This is a genomic window from Thioalkalivibrio sp. ALE19, assembly GCF_000428605.1.
GTDB lineage: Bacteria > Pseudomonadota > Gammaproteobacteria > Ectothiorhodospirales > Ectothiorhodospiraceae > Thioalkalivibrio.
The window spans coordinates 1-15,637 of sequence record NZ_AUAG01000042.1 but is presented as its reverse complement, the minus strand read 5'-3'; the positions used below and the strand labels follow the sequence as shown (position 1 = coordinate 15,637).

General features: G+C 63.4%; 12 protein-coding genes, 1 tRNA gene and 1 pseudogene. All 14 read left to right on the top strand.

Annotated features, from left to right (window positions below):
• A pseudogene (locus F787_RS16625) lies at positions 1 to 147 on the top strand (elongation factor Tu); the annotation flags it as partial.
• Positions 148 to 223: 76 nt separating this feature from the next.
• Positions 224 to 299 (top strand) — tRNA-Trp (locus F787_RS0113445).
• Between the two features lie 39 nt (positions 300 to 338).
• The gene (secE, locus tag F787_RS0113440; RefSeq protein WP_018871341.1) at positions 339 to 704 is read left to right on the top strand and encodes a preprotein translocase subunit SecE; all 366 of its coding nucleotides are present in this window, start codon (positions 339 to 341) and stop codon (positions 702 to 704) included.
• Positions 705 to 722: 18 nt separating this feature from the next.
• The gene (gene nusG, locus F787_RS0113435) at positions 723 to 1,256 is read left to right on the top strand and encodes a transcription termination/antitermination protein NusG (RefSeq protein WP_018871342.1); all 534 of its coding nucleotides are present in this window, start codon (positions 723 to 725) and stop codon (positions 1,254 to 1,256) included.
• Between the two features lie 63 nt (positions 1,257 to 1,319).
• A complete protein-coding gene (gene rplK, locus F787_RS0113430) occupies positions 1,320 to 1,751 on the top strand; it encodes a 50S ribosomal protein L11 (RefSeq protein ID WP_018871343.1) in 432 nt (143 codons plus the stop codon).
• A 1-nt stretch (position 1,752) separates the two neighbouring features.
• Positions 1,753 to 2,448: a 50S ribosomal protein L1 gene (rplA, locus tag F787_RS0113425; protein WP_018871344.1), complete on the top strand. Its 696-nt coding sequence runs from the start codon at positions 1,753 to 1,755 to the stop codon at positions 2,446 to 2,448.
• Between the two features lie 224 nt (positions 2,449 to 2,672).
• Positions 2,673 to 3,194 carry a 50S ribosomal protein L10 gene (gene rplJ, locus F787_RS0113420; RefSeq protein WP_018871345.1) on the top strand — a complete coding sequence of 174 codons (522 nt, stop codon included), beginning with the start codon at positions 2,673 to 2,675 and terminating at the stop codon, positions 3,192 to 3,194.
• A 70-nt stretch (positions 3,195 to 3,264) separates the two neighbouring features.
• Positions 3,265 to 3,648: a 50S ribosomal protein L7/L12 gene (gene rplL / locus F787_RS0113415; protein ID WP_018871346.1), complete on the top strand. Its 384-nt coding sequence runs from the start codon at positions 3,265 to 3,267 to the stop codon at positions 3,646 to 3,648.
• A 131-nt stretch (positions 3,649 to 3,779) separates the two neighbouring features.
• Positions 3,780 to 7,859, top strand: a complete 4,080-nt coding sequence (gene rpoB / locus F787_RS0113410) for a DNA-directed RNA polymerase subunit beta (protein WP_028492516.1) — start codon at positions 3,780 to 3,782, stop codon at positions 7,857 to 7,859.
• Between the two features lie 70 nt (positions 7,860 to 7,929).
• Positions 7,930 to 12,177 (top strand): DNA-directed RNA polymerase subunit beta', encoded by a 4,248-nt coding sequence (rpoC, locus tag F787_RS0113405; RefSeq protein WP_028492515.1) that lies wholly within the window; start codon positions 7,930 to 7,932, stop codon positions 12,175 to 12,177.
• Between the two features lie 109 nt (positions 12,178 to 12,286).
• Positions 12,287 to 12,664 carry a 30S ribosomal protein S12 gene (gene rpsL / locus F787_RS0113400; RefSeq protein ID WP_018871349.1) on the top strand — a complete coding sequence of 126 codons (378 nt, stop codon included), beginning with the start codon at positions 12,287 to 12,289 and terminating at the stop codon, positions 12,662 to 12,664.
• Positions 12,665 to 12,691: 27 nt separating this feature from the next.
• Positions 12,692 to 13,159: a 30S ribosomal protein S7 gene (rpsG, locus tag F787_RS0113395; RefSeq protein ID WP_018871350.1), complete on the top strand. Its 468-nt coding sequence runs from the start codon at positions 12,692 to 12,694 to the stop codon at positions 13,157 to 13,159.
• An 18-nt stretch (positions 13,160 to 13,177) separates the two neighbouring features.
• The gene (gene fusA, locus F787_RS0113390) at positions 13,178 to 15,274 is read left to right on the top strand and encodes an elongation factor G (protein WP_028492514.1); all 2,097 of its coding nucleotides are present in this window, start codon (positions 13,178 to 13,180) and stop codon (positions 15,272 to 15,274) included.
• Between the two features lie 40 nt (positions 15,275 to 15,314).
• The coding region (locus tag F787_RS16180) for a GTP-binding protein (RefSeq protein ID WP_196801934.1) at positions 15,315 to 15,637 on the top strand (323 nt) is incomplete at its 3' end.

Genomic DNA, 15,637 nt, shown 5'->3' with positions numbered 1-15,637 from the left:
GGCACCGAGATGGTGATGCCGGGCGACAACGTGAAGATGACGGTGTCGCTGATCAGCCCGATCGCCATGGAAGACGGTCTGCGTTTCGCGATTCGCGAAGGCGGCCGCACCGTGGGCGCCGGCGTCGTCTCCAAGATTATCGAGTGATAGACTGAGCAGTCAGCTGGCAGGCCTCCCGCGTTTGCATCCGCTGCAACCGCGGGTGCCTGCCTTCTACGATTACAGGCCAGTAGCTCAATTGGCAGAGCAGCGGTCTCCAAAACCGCAGGTTGGGGGTTCGAGTCCCTCCTGGCCTGCCATCTTTTACGATGGCGGCAAGCACCGGGTGAGACGATTTCATGACTGAACAATCGGAAGGCAGCGGCGCGCTGGATACCGTCAAGCTCGCCGTGGTCGTGGCCTTGCTCGTTGCCGGCGTCATGGGCTTCTACTGGTTCCAGGACGAATCGACCCTCGTGCGCGTGGTCGGTTTGCTTGCTGTCGTGGCCGTGGCCGCCGGGATCGGCATGACCACCTACAAAGGCCGACAGCTGAGCGCCTTTATGGGCAACGCCCGCACCGAAGTGCGCAAGATGGTCTGGCCGACTCGCGTCGAAACGACCCAGACTACCCTGGTCGTGATCGCCGTCGTCATCGTGGTGGGGATCTTCCTCTGGCTCCTGGACATGTTCCTGGGGTGGTCCGTCAGTCGCTTCATCGGATAGGCATCAGGAATCTACCCCATGGCATTACGCTGGTACGTAGTACAGGCATTCTCCGGCTTCGAGTCCCAGGTCAAGCGGTCGCTGGAAGAACGCATCGAGCGCTTCGAGATGCAGGACCATTTTGGCCAGATCCTCGTCCCGACCGAAGAGGTCGTGGAGATGAAGGACGGCCAGAAGCGCAAGAGTGAACGGAAGTTCTTTCCGGGGTACGTGCTGGTCCAGATGGATTTCAGCGACGAGGCCTGGCACCTGGTGAAGGCGGTCCCCCGCGTTCTCGGGTTCATCGGGGGCACGGCGGATCGCCCGGCCCCGATCAGCGAAAAGGAAGCCGAGGCCATCCTCAACCGCATGGAAGAGGGCGCGGAGAAGCCACGTCCGAAGGTCCTGTTTGAAGTTGGCGAGATGGTTCGCGTCATCGATGGGCCCTTCAACGACTTCAATGGTGTCGTCGAAGAGGTCAACTACGACAAGAGCCGTCTGCTGGTGGCCGTCCAGATTTTCGGTCGTTCGACCCCGGTGGAACTCGAGTTCCATCAGGTCGAGAAAAACTGACGCAGTCTGCGTTCAACACCTTGATCGGGGAGCCGCGAGGCGCCTGTACCCGAGGGAGTCAGCATGGCAAAGAAAATCGAAGCCTACATCAAGCTTCAGGTCGGGGCTGGCAAGGCCAACCCGAGTCCCCCCGTCGGCCCCGCACTGGGTCAGCGCGGCGTGAACATCATGGAGTTCTGCAAGGCGTTCAACGCCGAGACCCAGGACATGGAGCCCGGTCTGCCAATCCCGGTGGTGATCACCGTGTATTCCGACCGGTCGTTCACCTTCGTGACCAAGACCCCGCCGGCACAGATCCTTCTGAAGAAGGCCGCCGGAATCCAGAGCGGTTCGGGTGAGCCGAACACCAAAAAGGTCGGGAAGGTCACGCGCGAGCAGCTGGAAGAGATTGCTCGCGCCAAGGAGCCGGACCTGACCGCCGCCGACATGGACGCCGCGGTCCGGACGATCGCCGGCAGCGCCCGCAGTATGGGCATCGATGTGGAGGGTCTCTGAGATGGCGAAGCTGAGCAAACGCATGCAGACGATCCGCGAGAAGGTGGAGCCGACTCGTGCGTATCCCGCCGATGAGGCCTTCTCCCTTCTGCGCGAGCTGGCCACCGCAAAATTCCGCGAGTCCGTCGACGTCGCCGTGAATCTGGGCGTGGATCCGCGGAAATCCGATCAGGTCGTGCGCGGCTCCACGGTCCTCCCGCACGGCAACGGCAAGACCGTTCGCGTGGCGGTGTTCACCCAGGGCGATAACGCGGATGCCGCCAAAGAGGCCGGCGCGGACGTGGTCGGCATGGATGATCTTGCCGAACAGGTCAAGGCCGGTCAGCTGGATTTCGACGTGGTGATCGCCTCCCCGGATGCGATGCGCGTGGTGGGTCAGCTGGGCCAGATCCTCGGTCCGCGCGGTCTGATGCCCAACCCCAAGGTCGGTACCGTGACGCCGGATGTGGCCACGGCGGTGACCAACGCCAAGGGCGGGCAGGTCCGGTACCGCACGGACAAGGGCGGCATCGTCCACTGCACGATCGGCGCGGCCGACTTCGAGGCGGATGCCCTGAAGGACAACCTGAACGCGCTGCTGCAGGATCTGATCAAGATGAAGCCGGCGACCTCCAAGGGCCAGTACGTGCGGGGTGTCACGGTGTCCACGACGATGGGTCCCGGGCTGAAGGTCGACGGCGCCACCCTCAATCTCTGATTCCGCCGTACGCGGCGGAATCCAATGCTTTGGTCGGCTGTCGCGCGAGCGGCACGCCATCCAAGACCGCAGGCGGGCCGTTCGGCGGCGCTTAATATCCCAGCCTGCGCAGATGGTGTCACCCGATTCAGGAATGGCCTGCGACGGGAGCACCTGAGTACCGGTCTCCGGACCGGTTCACGACCATCTCCGGATGGTCTCAACAGAGGAGAGTCAACGTGGCTTTGAATCTCGATGACAAGAAGCAGATTGTCACGGAACTGGCTGCGATTGCTGCCTCGGCGCACTCCGCGGTGGGTGCGGAATATCGAGGTCTCTCGGTCGCGCAGATGACCGAGCTGCGCAAGCAGGCTCGGGAGCAGGATGTTTATCTGCGCGTGGTGAAGAACAATCTCGCCAAGCGTGCGCTGGCGGGCACGGACTTCGAGTGCATGCAGCCCGAGCTGCATGGGCCGTTGGTTCTTGCCTTCAGCCTGGAGGAGCCATCCTCCGCCGCGCGTCTGGTGCGAGATTTCGCCAAGACCAACGATCAGCTGAAAGCACGGATGGTGTCCTTCGGCGGCGAGTTGATGGGGGCGAACGATCTCGAACGCCTCGCCAGCCTGCCGACCCGCGAAGAGGCCCTGAGCCAGCTGATGGCCACGATGCGCGCACCGCTCGACAAGTTCGCCCGCACCGTCAACGAGGTGCCCGGCAAACTGGTGCGTACCGTTGCAGCGATCCGCGATCAGAAGCAGGCAGCCTGATCCCGGTTCCTGGAATCCTATTCGCTAGCACATTTCTGAATGCGGGCAGCCCCGCAGGGAGAACCTACTAATGGCCGTTTCGAAAGAAGATATCCTGGAAGCCATCGGCAACATGACGGTCCTCGAAATCGTGGACCTGATTGGCGAGATGGAAGAGAAGTTCGGCGTGACCGCGGCTGCTGCCGTGGCCGCAGCCCCGGCCGCCGCCGGCGATGGTGAAGGTGGCGGCGGTGAAGCCGAGAAGGACGAGTTCGACGTCGTCATGTCCGGCTTCGGCGACAACAAGGTTGGCGTCATCAAGGTCGTGCGCGGCCTGACCGGCCTGGGCCTGAAGGAGGCCAAGGAGATGGTCGAAGGCGTGCCCGCCACCGTGAAGGAAGGCGCGGCCAAGGAAGAAGCCGAGAAGATGAAGGCGGAGCTGGAAGAAGCCGGCGCGTCCGTCGAGCTGAAGTAACAAGGGCGTTACGCCCGTTGTCAGACGTGTCCGTCACGGGCATGCGGAGCTGGCGGCTGCGAGGCCGTCAGCTTCCGCCCGTGGTGGCGCGGATTTATTGCGCGTTGTTCTGCTAGCCCCCGAGGTATTCCATGGCCCTCAGTTATACCGAAAAGAAACGCATCCGCAAGGATTTCGGGAAGCGTCCCCAGATCCTGGACGTTCCGTATCTGCTGGAGACCCAGCTCACCTCCTACCGCAATTTCCTCCAGGAGGACCGGGGTGCGGACAGTCGCGAAGGACTCGGTCTGCACGCGGCGTTTCAGTCGGTATTTCCCATTGTCAGTTATTCCGGTCACGTTCAGCTGGAGTATGTCAGCTATCGGCTTGGCGAGCCGGTCTTTGACGTCAAGGAATGCCAGATCCGCGGCGTGACCTATGCGGCCCCGCTGCGTGTGCTGCTGCGGCTGGTGATTCACGACAAGGATGCGCCTGCCGGCTCCACCGTGGTGAAGGAGGTGAAGGAGCAGGAGGTCTACATGGGCGAGCTGCCCCTGATGACCGAGAACGGCACCTTCGTGATCAACGGTACCGAGCGGGTGATCGTTTCCCAGCTGCACCGTTCGCCCGGGGTGTTCTTCGACTCCGACAAGGGCAAGACCCAGGGTAGCTCGCAGAAGCTGCTGTACAACGCACGCATCATCCCGTACCGCGGTTCGTGGCTCGATTTCGAGTTCGACGCCAAGGACGGGGTGTATGTCCGTATTGACCGTCGCCGGAAGCTGCCGGCGTCCATCCTGCTGCGTGCACTGGGGATGGACACCGAGCAGATCCTGGAGACGTTCTTTGATTTCAATCAGGTCACGCTGGATGAAACCGGCGGTGAGCTGGATCTGATTCCCGAGCGCCTGCGCGGGGAAACTGCGGTGGTGGATATCACCGACGGCGACAAGGTGATCGTTGAAGCCGGGCGGCGGATTACGCCACGCCACATCCGTGAGATCGAAAAGGCGGGGATCCGCACCCTGCGCGTACCGGACGAGTATCTCGTGGGCCGCGTTCTGGCGCGCACGATCATGGACCCGTCGACCGGGGAGGTGATCGGCAATGCCAACGACGCGCTGACCCAGGACCTGCTGGACCGTCTGCGCGCGGAAGGGATCCATCAGTTCGACACGATCTACACCAACGAGTACGACCACGGTCCGTACATGTCGGACACGCTGCGGCTGGACCCCACACGCACTCAGCTGGAAGCGCAGGTGGAGATCTACCGCGTGATGCGTCCGGGCGAGCCGCCGACCAAGGATGCCGCGGAGAATCTGTTCGCCAACCTGTTCTTCTCGGAAGACCGCTACGATCTTTCGGCCGTCGGCCGCATGAAGTTCAATCGCCGCGTCGGCCGTGATACCGACGAAGGCGAGGGGGTGCTGTCCACGGACGACATCCTCGATGTGCTCAAGGTCCTGATCGATCTGCGCAACGGCAACGGCCGTACCGACGACATCGACCACCTTGGCAATCGTCGCATCCGCTCGGTGGGCGAAATGGCCGAGAATCAGTTCCGCCTGGGGCTGGTCCGCGTCGAGCGCGCGGTCAAGGAACGCCTGACCGTCGCGGAGAGCGAGGGGCTGATGCCGCAGGAGCTGATCAACGCCAAGCCGGTGGCGGCCGCGATCAAGGAATTCTTCGGCTCCAGCCAGCTCTCGCAGTTCATGGACCAGAACAACCCGCTGTCCGAGGTGACCCACAAGCGCCGGATCTCCGCGCTGGGTCCGGGTGGCCTGACGCGCGAACGCGCGGGCTTTGAAGTGCGGGACGTGCATCCCACGCATTACGGGCGGGTGTGCCCGATCGAGACGCCGGAAGGTCCGAACATCGGTCTGATCAACTCGCTGGCGGTGTATGCGCGGACCAACCGTTACGGCTTCCTCGAGACGCCGTATCGCAAGGTCGAGGACGGGCGGGTGACCGCCGAGATCGCCTATCTCTCGGCCATCGAGGAAAGCCAGTACGTCATCGCGCAGGCGAACGCGGCCATGGACGAGGACGGTCGCCTGACCGATGACCTGGTGTCCTGTCGGCACCAGGAAGAGTTCACGATCTCCTCGCCGGACAAGATCCAGTACATGGATATCTCGCCGAAGCAGATCGTGTCGGTGGCGGCCGCGCTGTTGCCGTTCCTGGAGCATGACGACGCGAACCGCGCGCTGATGGGCGCCAACATGCAGCGCCAGGCGGTTCCGTGCCTGCGCTCGGACAAGCCGCTGGTCGGGACCGGTATCGAACGTACCGTCGCCATCGACTCCGGCTCGGCGATTGTCGCCCGTCGCGGCGGCACCGTGGATTCCGCGGACGCCGGTCGTGTGGTCGTGCGGGTCAATGACGACGAGACCCAGCCGGGCGAACCCGGCGTGGATATCTACAATCTGACCAAGTATTCGCGCTCGAACCAGAACACCGCGATCAACCAGCGTCCGCTGGTGGCCGTTGGTGACGAAATTGCGCGCGGCGATGTGCTGGCCGACGGTTCCTCCACCGACATGGGCGACCTGGCGCTGGGCCAGAACATGATGGTCGCCTTCATGCCCTGGAACGGCTACAACTTCGAGGACTCGATCCTGATCTCGGAGCGTGCGGTTCACGAGGATCGCTATACCACCATTCACATCGAGGAGCTCAACTGCACCGCGCGTGACACCAAGCTCGGGCAGGAAGAGGTGACGGCCGACATCCCCAATGTCTCCGAATCGCTGCTGTCCAAGCTGGACGAGTCCGGGGTGGTGTACGTGGGTGCCGAGGTGAAGCCGGGCGACATCCTGGTCGGGAAGGTGACGCCCAAGGGCGAGACCCAGCTGACGCCGGAAGAGAAGCTTCTGCGTGCGATCTTCGGCGAAAAGGCGTCGGACGTGAAGGATACGTCCCTGCGCGTCCCGTCGGGTGTCGAGGGAACGGTCATCGACGTTCGGGTGTTCACGCGGGACGGCGTCGAGAAGGACGCCCGGGCCAAGTCGATCGAAGAAGACGACATGGCCGCGGTGCGCAAGGACCTGCGGGATCAGCTGCGGATCTACGAGGACGACATCTTTGCGCGGATGGAGAAGCTCCTGGTCAACAAGACCGCCGCAGGCGGGCCCGACGGGCTGGGAGACGGCTCCAGGGTGACGAAGAAATACCTGCAGGGCCTGTCGCGTGACCAGTGGTTCGAGATCCGCCTGCAGGATGACGACGTGAATGCCCAGCTGGAGGACCTCGGGCGTCAGCTCAAGGACCAGAAAACGGCGTTTGACGAAAAGGTCGAGCACCAGAAGGCGAAGCTGGCCGCGGGGGACGATCTGCCGCCGGGCGTGCAGAAGATGGTCAAGGTCTACGTGGCCGTGAAACGTCGTCTGCAGCCGGGCGACAAGATGGCCGGTCGGCACGGGAACAAGGGCGTGATCTCGATGATCGTGCCGGAAGAAGACATGCCGTTCCTGGATGACGGGACGCCGGTGGACGTGGTCCTGAACCCGCTGGGCGTGCCTTCGCGCATGAACGTCGGTCAGGTGCTCGAGGTCCATCTTGGCTGGGCCGCGAGGGGGCTGGGCGACAAGATCAACCGCATGCTCGAGGCGCAATCCGAGATCGCCAAGCTCCGCGAGTTCCTGGACCGCATCTACAACCACCGTGATCGCAAGGTCAACCTGGACGAGCTCTCGGACAGCGAGATCCTGACCCTGTGCCGGAACCTGCGGGGCGGCGTGCCCATGGCGACCCCGGTGTTCGACGGCGCGGCCGAGGACGAGATTAAGGAGATGCTGCGGCTCGCCGACCTGCCCGAGACGGGGCAGGCGACGCTGTACGACGGCCGGACCGGGGAGGCCTTCGATCGCCCGGTGACGGTCGGCTACATGCATATGCTGAAGCTCAACCACCTGGTCGACGACAAGATGCACGCGCGCTCCACCGGCCCGTATTCGCTGGTGACCCAGCAGCCACTGGGCGGCAAGGCGCAGTTCGGTGGCCAGCGCTTCGGCGAAATGGAGGTCTGGGCGCTGGAGGCCTACGGCGCTGCCTACACCCTGCAGGAAATGTTGACGGTGAAGGCGGACGACGTGCAGGGCCGCAACAAGATGTACAAGAACATCGTCGACGGTGAGCACCAGATGGAAGCCAACGTGCCGGAGTCCTTCAACGTGCTGATGAAGGAAATCAAGGCCCTGGGCATCAACATCGAGCTCGAGCAGGACTGATCCGCTCCGTTCGCAACGTGATCCGAAGGGGCGCCGCGCGCCCCTCGAAAACTAGCTGTGAGGCAAGTGAATGAAAGACCTCCTGAATCTGTTCAAGCAGCAGACCCAGCCGGAAGAGTTTGACGCCATCCGGATTGGACTGGCGTCCTCCGACCAGGTGCGCTCCTGGTCGTTCGGCGAAGTGAAAAAGCCGGAGACGATCAACTACCGTACCTTCAAGCCGGAGCGGGACGGGCTGTTCTGTGCCAAGATCTTCGGCCCGGTGAAGGATTACGAGTGCCTGTGCGGCAAGTACAAGCGCCTGAAGCACCGGGGCGTGGTGTGCGAGAAGTGTGGCGTCGAGGTGACCCAGACCAAGGTGCGCCGCGAGCGCATGGGGCACATCGATCTGGCCTCCCCGGTTGCGCATATCTGGTATCTGAAGAGCTTGCCGTCGCGCATCGGCCTGCTGCTGGACATGACCCTGAAGGACATCGAGAAGGTGCTGTACTTCGAGTCCTTCATCGTGACCGACCCGGGGTTCACCACCCTGGAGAAGCGTCAGCTCCTGACCGACGAGGAGTACCTCGAGGCGATGGAGGAGCACGGTGACGACTTCACCGCGATGATGGGTGCGGAAGCGGTCCTGAGCCTTCTGAAGGAGCTGGATCTGCAGTCCGAGGCCGCGCGCATGCGCCAGGAACTGTCGGAGACGGGTTCCGAAACCAAGATCAAGCGCCTCGGCAAGCGCCTGAAGCTGATCGAGTCGTTCCTCGAATCTGGCAACAAGCCGGAATGGATGATCATGGACGTGCTGCCGGTGCTGCCGCCGGACCTGCGCCCGCTGGTGCCGCTGGATGGGGGTCGCTTCGCGACCTCCGACCTGAACGACTTGTACCGCCGGGTGATCAATCGCAACAACCGTCTGCGCCGTCTGCTGGAGCTGAATGCCCCGGACATCATCGTGCGCAACGAAAAGCGCATGCTGCAGGAATCGGTCGACGCCCTGCTGGACAACGGCCGTCGCGGCCGTGCGATCACCGGCACCAACAAGCGCCCGCTGAAGTCTCTGGCCGACATGATCAAGGGCAAGCAGGGTCGCTTCCGCCAGAACCTGCTGGGCAAGCGCGTCGACTACTCCGGCCGCTCCGTGATCGTGGTCGGCCCGACCCTGCGCCTGCACCAGTGCGGCCTGCCCAAGCGCATGGCGCTGGAACTGTTCAAGCCGTTCATCTTCGGCAAGCTGCAGCGCCGTGGCCTGGCGACCACCATCAAGGCCGCCAAGAAGGCCGTGGAGAAGGAAGGCCCCGAGGTCTGGGACATCCTCGAAGAGGTGATCCGCGAGCACCCGGTGATGCTGAACCGCGCCCCGACCCTGCACCGCCTGGGCATCCAGGCCTTCGAGCCGGTGCTGATCGAGGGCAAGGCGATCCAGTTGCATCCGCTGGTCTGTGCTGCGTTCAACGCCGACTTCGACGGTGACCAGATGGCCGTGCACGTGCCGCTGTCGCTGGAGGCGCAGCTCGAGGCGCGCACGCTGATGCTGTCCTCCAACAACGTCCTGTCCCCGGCCAATGGCGAGCCCATCATCGTGCCGTCGCAGGACATCGTGCTCGGCCTTTATTACCTGTCGCGGGAGAAGGTCAATGCCCGGGGCGAGGGCATGGTGTTCGCGGACGTGGACGAGGTGCATCGCGCCTACGAGAACGGCAAGGTCGATCTGCATGCACGCGTTACCGTGCGCATGGAGGACCCGCACGCCCAATATGCCGACAGCGAGGGCGAGCGCCCGCGCGTGCGTCTGGAGACCACGGTCGGGCGGGCGATCCTGTCGCGGGTCATGCCCCGCGGGCTGCCTTTCGAGCTGATTGATCAGGAGCTGGACAAGAAGAGCATCTCGCACCTGATCAATGCCTGCTACCGCCGCCTGGGCCTCAAGGACACCGTGGTGTTCGCGGACCAGCTGATGTATGCCGGTTTCTACTACTCGACCCGTGCCGGCGTGTCTTTCTGCGCGGATGACATGGTCATTCCGGAGGAAAAGCAGCCGATCCTGGAGAATGCCGAGGAGCAGGTGAAGGAGATCGAGGAGCAGTACGCCTCGGGCCTGGTCACCAAGGGCGAGCGCTACAACAAGGTCGTGGACATCTGGGCGCACTGTAATGACCAGGTGGCGAAGTCGATGATGGAGCACCTCGGCAAGGAAGAGGTGACGAATCGCGACGGCGAAGTGGTCGAGCAGCGTGCGTTCAACTCGATCTTCATGATGGCCGACTCCGGGGCGCGCGGATCCGCGGCGCAGATTCGCCAGCTGGCGGGCATGCGCGGGCTGATGGCGAAGCCGGACGGGTCCATCATCGAGACACCGATCACCGCGAACTTCCGCGAGGGTCTCAACGTCCTGCAGTACTTCATCTCGACCCACGGCGCCCGCAAGGGCCTGGCGGATACCGCGCTGAAGACGGCCAACTCGGGATACCTGACGCGTCGCCTGGTGGACGTGTCGCAGGACGTGGTGGTGACCGAGCCCGACTGCGGTACCGAACAGGGCCTCTTGATGAAGCCGATCATCGAGGGCGGCGATGTGGTCGAACCGCTGCGCGACCGCGTGCTTGGTCGCACGGTGGCGGTGGACATCCTGCGCCCGGGCACGGACGAGGTGCTGGTGCCGAAGGACACCCTGCTCGACGAGGCGATGGTGGATCAGCTCGACGCCGCGGGGGTCGACGAGGTCCTGGTTCGGTCGGCGATCACTTGCGAGACCCGCCAGGGTATCTGCGCCAAATGCTACGGGCGCGATCTGGCGCGCGGCCACGAGGTTAACTCGGGTGAATCGGTGGGGGTCATCGCGGCCCAGTCGATCGGCGAGCCCGGAACCCAGCTGACCATGCGTACGTTCCACATCGGGGGTGCTGCGTCCCGCGCCGTCACGGTCAGTGCGATCCAGGTCAAGAATGCCGGCCACATTCGTCTCCACAACATCAAGACCGTGGAGCACAAGTCCGGCAACCTGGTGGCGGTGTCGCGTTCCGGCGAACTGGGTGTGGTCGACGAATCCGGTCGCGAGCGCGAGCGCTACAAGGTTCCCTATGGCGCGACGATCATGGTCCACGAGGGCGATGCGGTCGAAGCCGGTCAGGAAATCGCCACCTGGGATCCGCATACCCACCCGATCGTGACCGAAGTGGCGGGTACCGTGAAGCTCGCGGACTTCATCGAAAACGTGACGGTGACGAAGGAGACGGACGAGTTCACCGGCCTGTCCTCCAACGTGGTCCTCGATCCCAAGAGCCGGAGTTCCGCGGGCAAGGATCTGCGGCCCACGGTCAAGCTGCTGGATGACGCCGGGAACGAGGTCTACATCCCGGGGACGGACATGCCCGCGCAGTACATGCTGCCGGCCAACGCGATCTTCAACCTGGAAGACAATGCGCGGGTCGAAGTGGGTGACGTCATTGCGCGGCTGCCGCAGGAGTCTTCGAAGACCCGTGACATCACCGGCGGTCTGCCGCGCGTCGCCGATCTGTTCGAGGCGCGCAAGCCCAAGGAGCCGGCAATCCTGGCGGAGCTGTCCGGTACGGTTTCGTTTGGCAAGGAGACCAAGGGCAAGCAGCGCCTCATCATCACGCCGGACCGGGGCGACGCCCACGAGATGCTGATTGCCAAGCAGCGGACCGTTAATGTGTTCGAGGGCGAACGTGTCGAGCAGGGCGAAGTGATCGTCGATGGCGAACTGGACCCGCACGATATCCTCCGCCTGCGGGGCGTCACCGCACTCGCGGAATATCAGGTGCAGGAGATCCAGGACGTATATCGTCTGCAGGGCGTAAAGATCAACGACAAGCACATCGAAGTCGTCGTCCGCCAGATGCTGCGCAAGGTCAACATTCTGGATCCGGGCGACACCCGGTTCCTGTCCGGTGACCAGGTGGATCGCACTCGTGTCCTCGAGGAGAACGAGAAGCTGTCCGGCGATCAGCAGCCGGCGACCTACGAACGCGTGCTTCTGGGGATTACCAAGGCCTCGCTGGTGACGGAATCGTTCATCTCCGCGGCCTCCTTCCAGGAGACCACGCGGGTGCTGACCGAGGCCTCGACGCGCGGGGCGCGGGACGACCTTCGCGGGCTCAAGGAGAACGTGATCGTGGGTCGCCTGATCCCCGCGGGGACCGGGCTGGCTTATCACAAGGAACGCCGGCGCAGGCGGGCGCTCGAGATGCCGGAGTTCGAAACGGTGGGCGAGAGCGAACCGGAGGCCGAACCGGCCGAAGCGCCTTCGGCAGGGCCGGGCAGCGACGCCGGCGGCGACAGTGGAACATCGGGTGATTCCGCGCAGTGAGGCGGAGTCGAGTTGACAGTCAAGAGGGCGCGCATTAAACTTCCGCTCCCTCGACAGGCCGGTCTCGGCACCGGCCTGTCGTTATTTTTAGGCTAGGAGAAAGGGTTTCATGGCCACGATCAACCAGTTGGTACGAAAGCCGCGCAAGCGGCCGGTCGAGAAGAGCGACGTGCCGGCGCTTCAGGGTTCGCCGCAGAAGCGCGGTGTATGCACCCGTGTCTACACCACCACGCCCAAGAAGCCGAACTCGGCGCTGCGCAAGGTTGCGCGCGTGCGGCTGACCAACGGTTACGAGGTCAGCTCCTATATCGGTGGCGAAGGGCACAACCTGCAGGAACACTCCGTGGTCCTGATTCGTGGTGGTCGTGTTAAGGACCTCCCGGGTGTGCGCTATCACACGGTCCGCGGAAGCCTGGACACCCAGGGCGTGCAGAAGCGCGCGAAGGGTCGTTCCAAGTACGGGACCAAGCGTCCGAAGAAATCCTAACCGTGTTCAAGTCCGGGAACTGAAACAATGTCGAGAAGAGCAGCCGCACCCAAGCGTCACATCCTCCCCGATCCGAAATTCGGGAGCGATCGTCTGGCGAAGTTCATCAATACCGTCATGCGGGATGGCAAGAAGTCCGTCGCCGAGCGGGTCGTCTATGGCGCGCTGGACCAGATCGAGTCCAAGCAGGGTGACGGCCTGGGCGCGCTCGAGCGTGCGCTGGACAACGTGCGGCCGCGGGTCGAGGTGAAGGGCCGCCGGGTCGGCGGTGCCACCTATCAGGTTCCCGTCGAGGTGCGCGCGGTTCGTCAGGACGCGCTGGCGATGCGCTGGGTGGTCGAGGCAGCGCGCAAGCGCGGCGAGCGCACCATGGCCATGAAGCTGGCCGGCGAGCTGATGGATGCGGCCGACAGCAAGGGTTCCGCCGTCAAGAAGCGCGAAGACACTCACCGGATGGCGGATGCCAACAAGGCATTCGCGCACTTCCGCTGGTAAGAACGAAGAGGCACCTCAGTGGCACGCAAGACCCCCATCAAGCGCTATCGCAATATCGGCATCAGCGCGCATATCGACGCCGGCAAGACCACGACGACCGAGCGCATCCTGTTCTACACCGGCCTGTCGCACAAGATCGGTGAGGTGCATGACGGCGCCGCCGTGATGGACTGGATGGATCAGGAGCAGGAGCGCGGTATTACGATCACCTCCGCGGCGACGACATCGTTCTGGTCCGGCATGGCCAAGCAGTTCCCGGAACACCGCATCAACATCATCGATACCCCGGGGCACGTGGACTTCACGATCGAGGTGGAGCGTTCCATGCGTGTTCTGGACGGTGCTTGCATGGTGTATTGCGCTGTCGGTGGTGTGCAGCCGCAGTCGGAGACCGTGTGGCGCCAGGCCACCAAGTACGAAGTGCCGCGGATCGCGTTCGTCAACAAGATGGACCGCGCCGGTGCCGACTACGAACGCGTCTACAATCAGATGCGCGAGCGCCTGAAGGCCAATCCGGTGCCGATCCAGATCCCGATCGGTTCGGAAGACGCCTTCGCGGGGGTGATCGACCTGGTGAAGATGCAGGCCATCCACTGGCATGATGACAACTATGGCATCAGTTTCGATTACGGCGAGATTCCGGAGGAGCTGAAGGCCGACGCCGAGAAGTGGCGCGAGAATCTGGTCGAGTCCGCCGCCGAGGCCTCGGAAGAGCTGATGGAGAAATACCTCGGCGAGGGCGAGCTGAGCGAGGAAGATATCAAGGCCGCACTGCGCAAGCGCTCGCTGGACCTCGAAATCGTGCCGATGATGTGCGGCTCCGCATTCAAGAACAAGGGTGTCCAGGCGATGCTGGACGCCGTGGTCGAATACCTGCCCTCGCCGGAAGAAGTCAAGGCGATCAAGGGCGTCAAGGCCGGTACGGAAGATCCCATCGAAAAGAAGGCAACCGACGAAGAACCGTTCGCGGGTCTGGCCTTCAAGCTGATGAGCGATCCCTACGTCGGGAGCCTGACGTTCGTTCGCGTCTACTCGGGGGTGGTTAAGGCCGGTGACACGGTGCTGAACACCCAGAACAACCGTCGCGAACGTATCGGGCGCATTCTGCAGATGCATTCGAACAGCCGCGAGGAGATTCCGGAGCTGCGTGCCGGTGACATCGGTGCGGTGGTCGGCCTGAAGGACCTCTACACCGGGACCACGCTTTGCTCGCCCGATGATCCGGTCGAGCTGGAGCGCATGGAGTTCCCGGATCCGGTGATCTCCATCGCGGTCGAGCCGAAGACGAAGACCGACCAGGAAAAGATGGGCATGGCGCTGAACAAGCTGGCGCAGGAAGACCCGTCGTTCCAGGTGCGGACGGATGAAGAGTCCGGTCAGACCATCATTTCGGGCATGGGCGAGCTGCATCTCGAGGTGCTGGTCGATCGCCTGAAGCGGGAATTCAAGGTCGAGGCCAACGTGGGGCAGCCGCAGGTCGCCTACCGCGAGACCATCACCAAGTCGATCGAACAGGAAGGCAAGTTCGTCAAGCAGTCCGGCGGGCGTGGTCAGTATGGTCACGTCTGGCTGCGGATCGAGCCGCAGGAGCCGGGTGTCGGCTTCGAATTCAAGAACGAGATTGTCGGTGGCGTGGTTCCGAAGGATTACGTGCCGGCGGTGCAGAAGGGTATCGAAGAGCAGATGCGTAATGGCGTGCTCGCTGGCTACCCCATCGAGGATGTCAAGGTGAGTCTCTTCGACGGCTCCTACCACGATGTCGACTCGAACGAGAACGCCTTCAAGGTCGCGGCCTCCATGGCCTTCAAGGAGGGGGCCCTGCGTGCCGGGGCGGTGCTGCTCGAGCCGATGATGAAGGTCGAGGTGGAGACCCCCGAGGAGTACATGGGTGACGTGATGGGCGACCTTAACGGCCGTCGGGGCCTGGTGCGCGGCATGGAAGACGTTGCCGGCCAGAAGCTCCTGCATGCGGAAGTCCCGCTGTCGGAAATGTTCGGGTACTCGACCCAGCTCCGCTCGCTGACCCAGGGCCGCGCGACGTATTCGATGGAATTCGAGAAATACTCGGAGGCGCCGGCCCAGATCGCCGACGCCGTGGCCCGCAAGGCGTCCTGATACCGCCATTCCGTAGAGAACGATTTAAGAGGTCTTAGCTGTGTCCAAGGAAAAGTTCGAACGCAAGAAGCCGCACGTGAATGTGGGGACGATTGGTCATGTGGACCACGGGAAGACGACGCTGACGGCGGCGTTGACGGTGGTTCAGGCGAAGAAGTACGGCAGCGATGCGCGTGCCTTTGACCAGATTGACAACGCGCCGGAAGAGAAGCAGCGCGGTATCACGATTGCGACGGCGCACGTGGAGTACGAGTCGGACACGCGCCACTATGCGCACGTGGACTGCCCGGGTCACGCGGACTATGTGAAGAACATGATCACCGGTGCGGCGCAGATGGACGGCGCCATTCTGGTGGTTTCGGC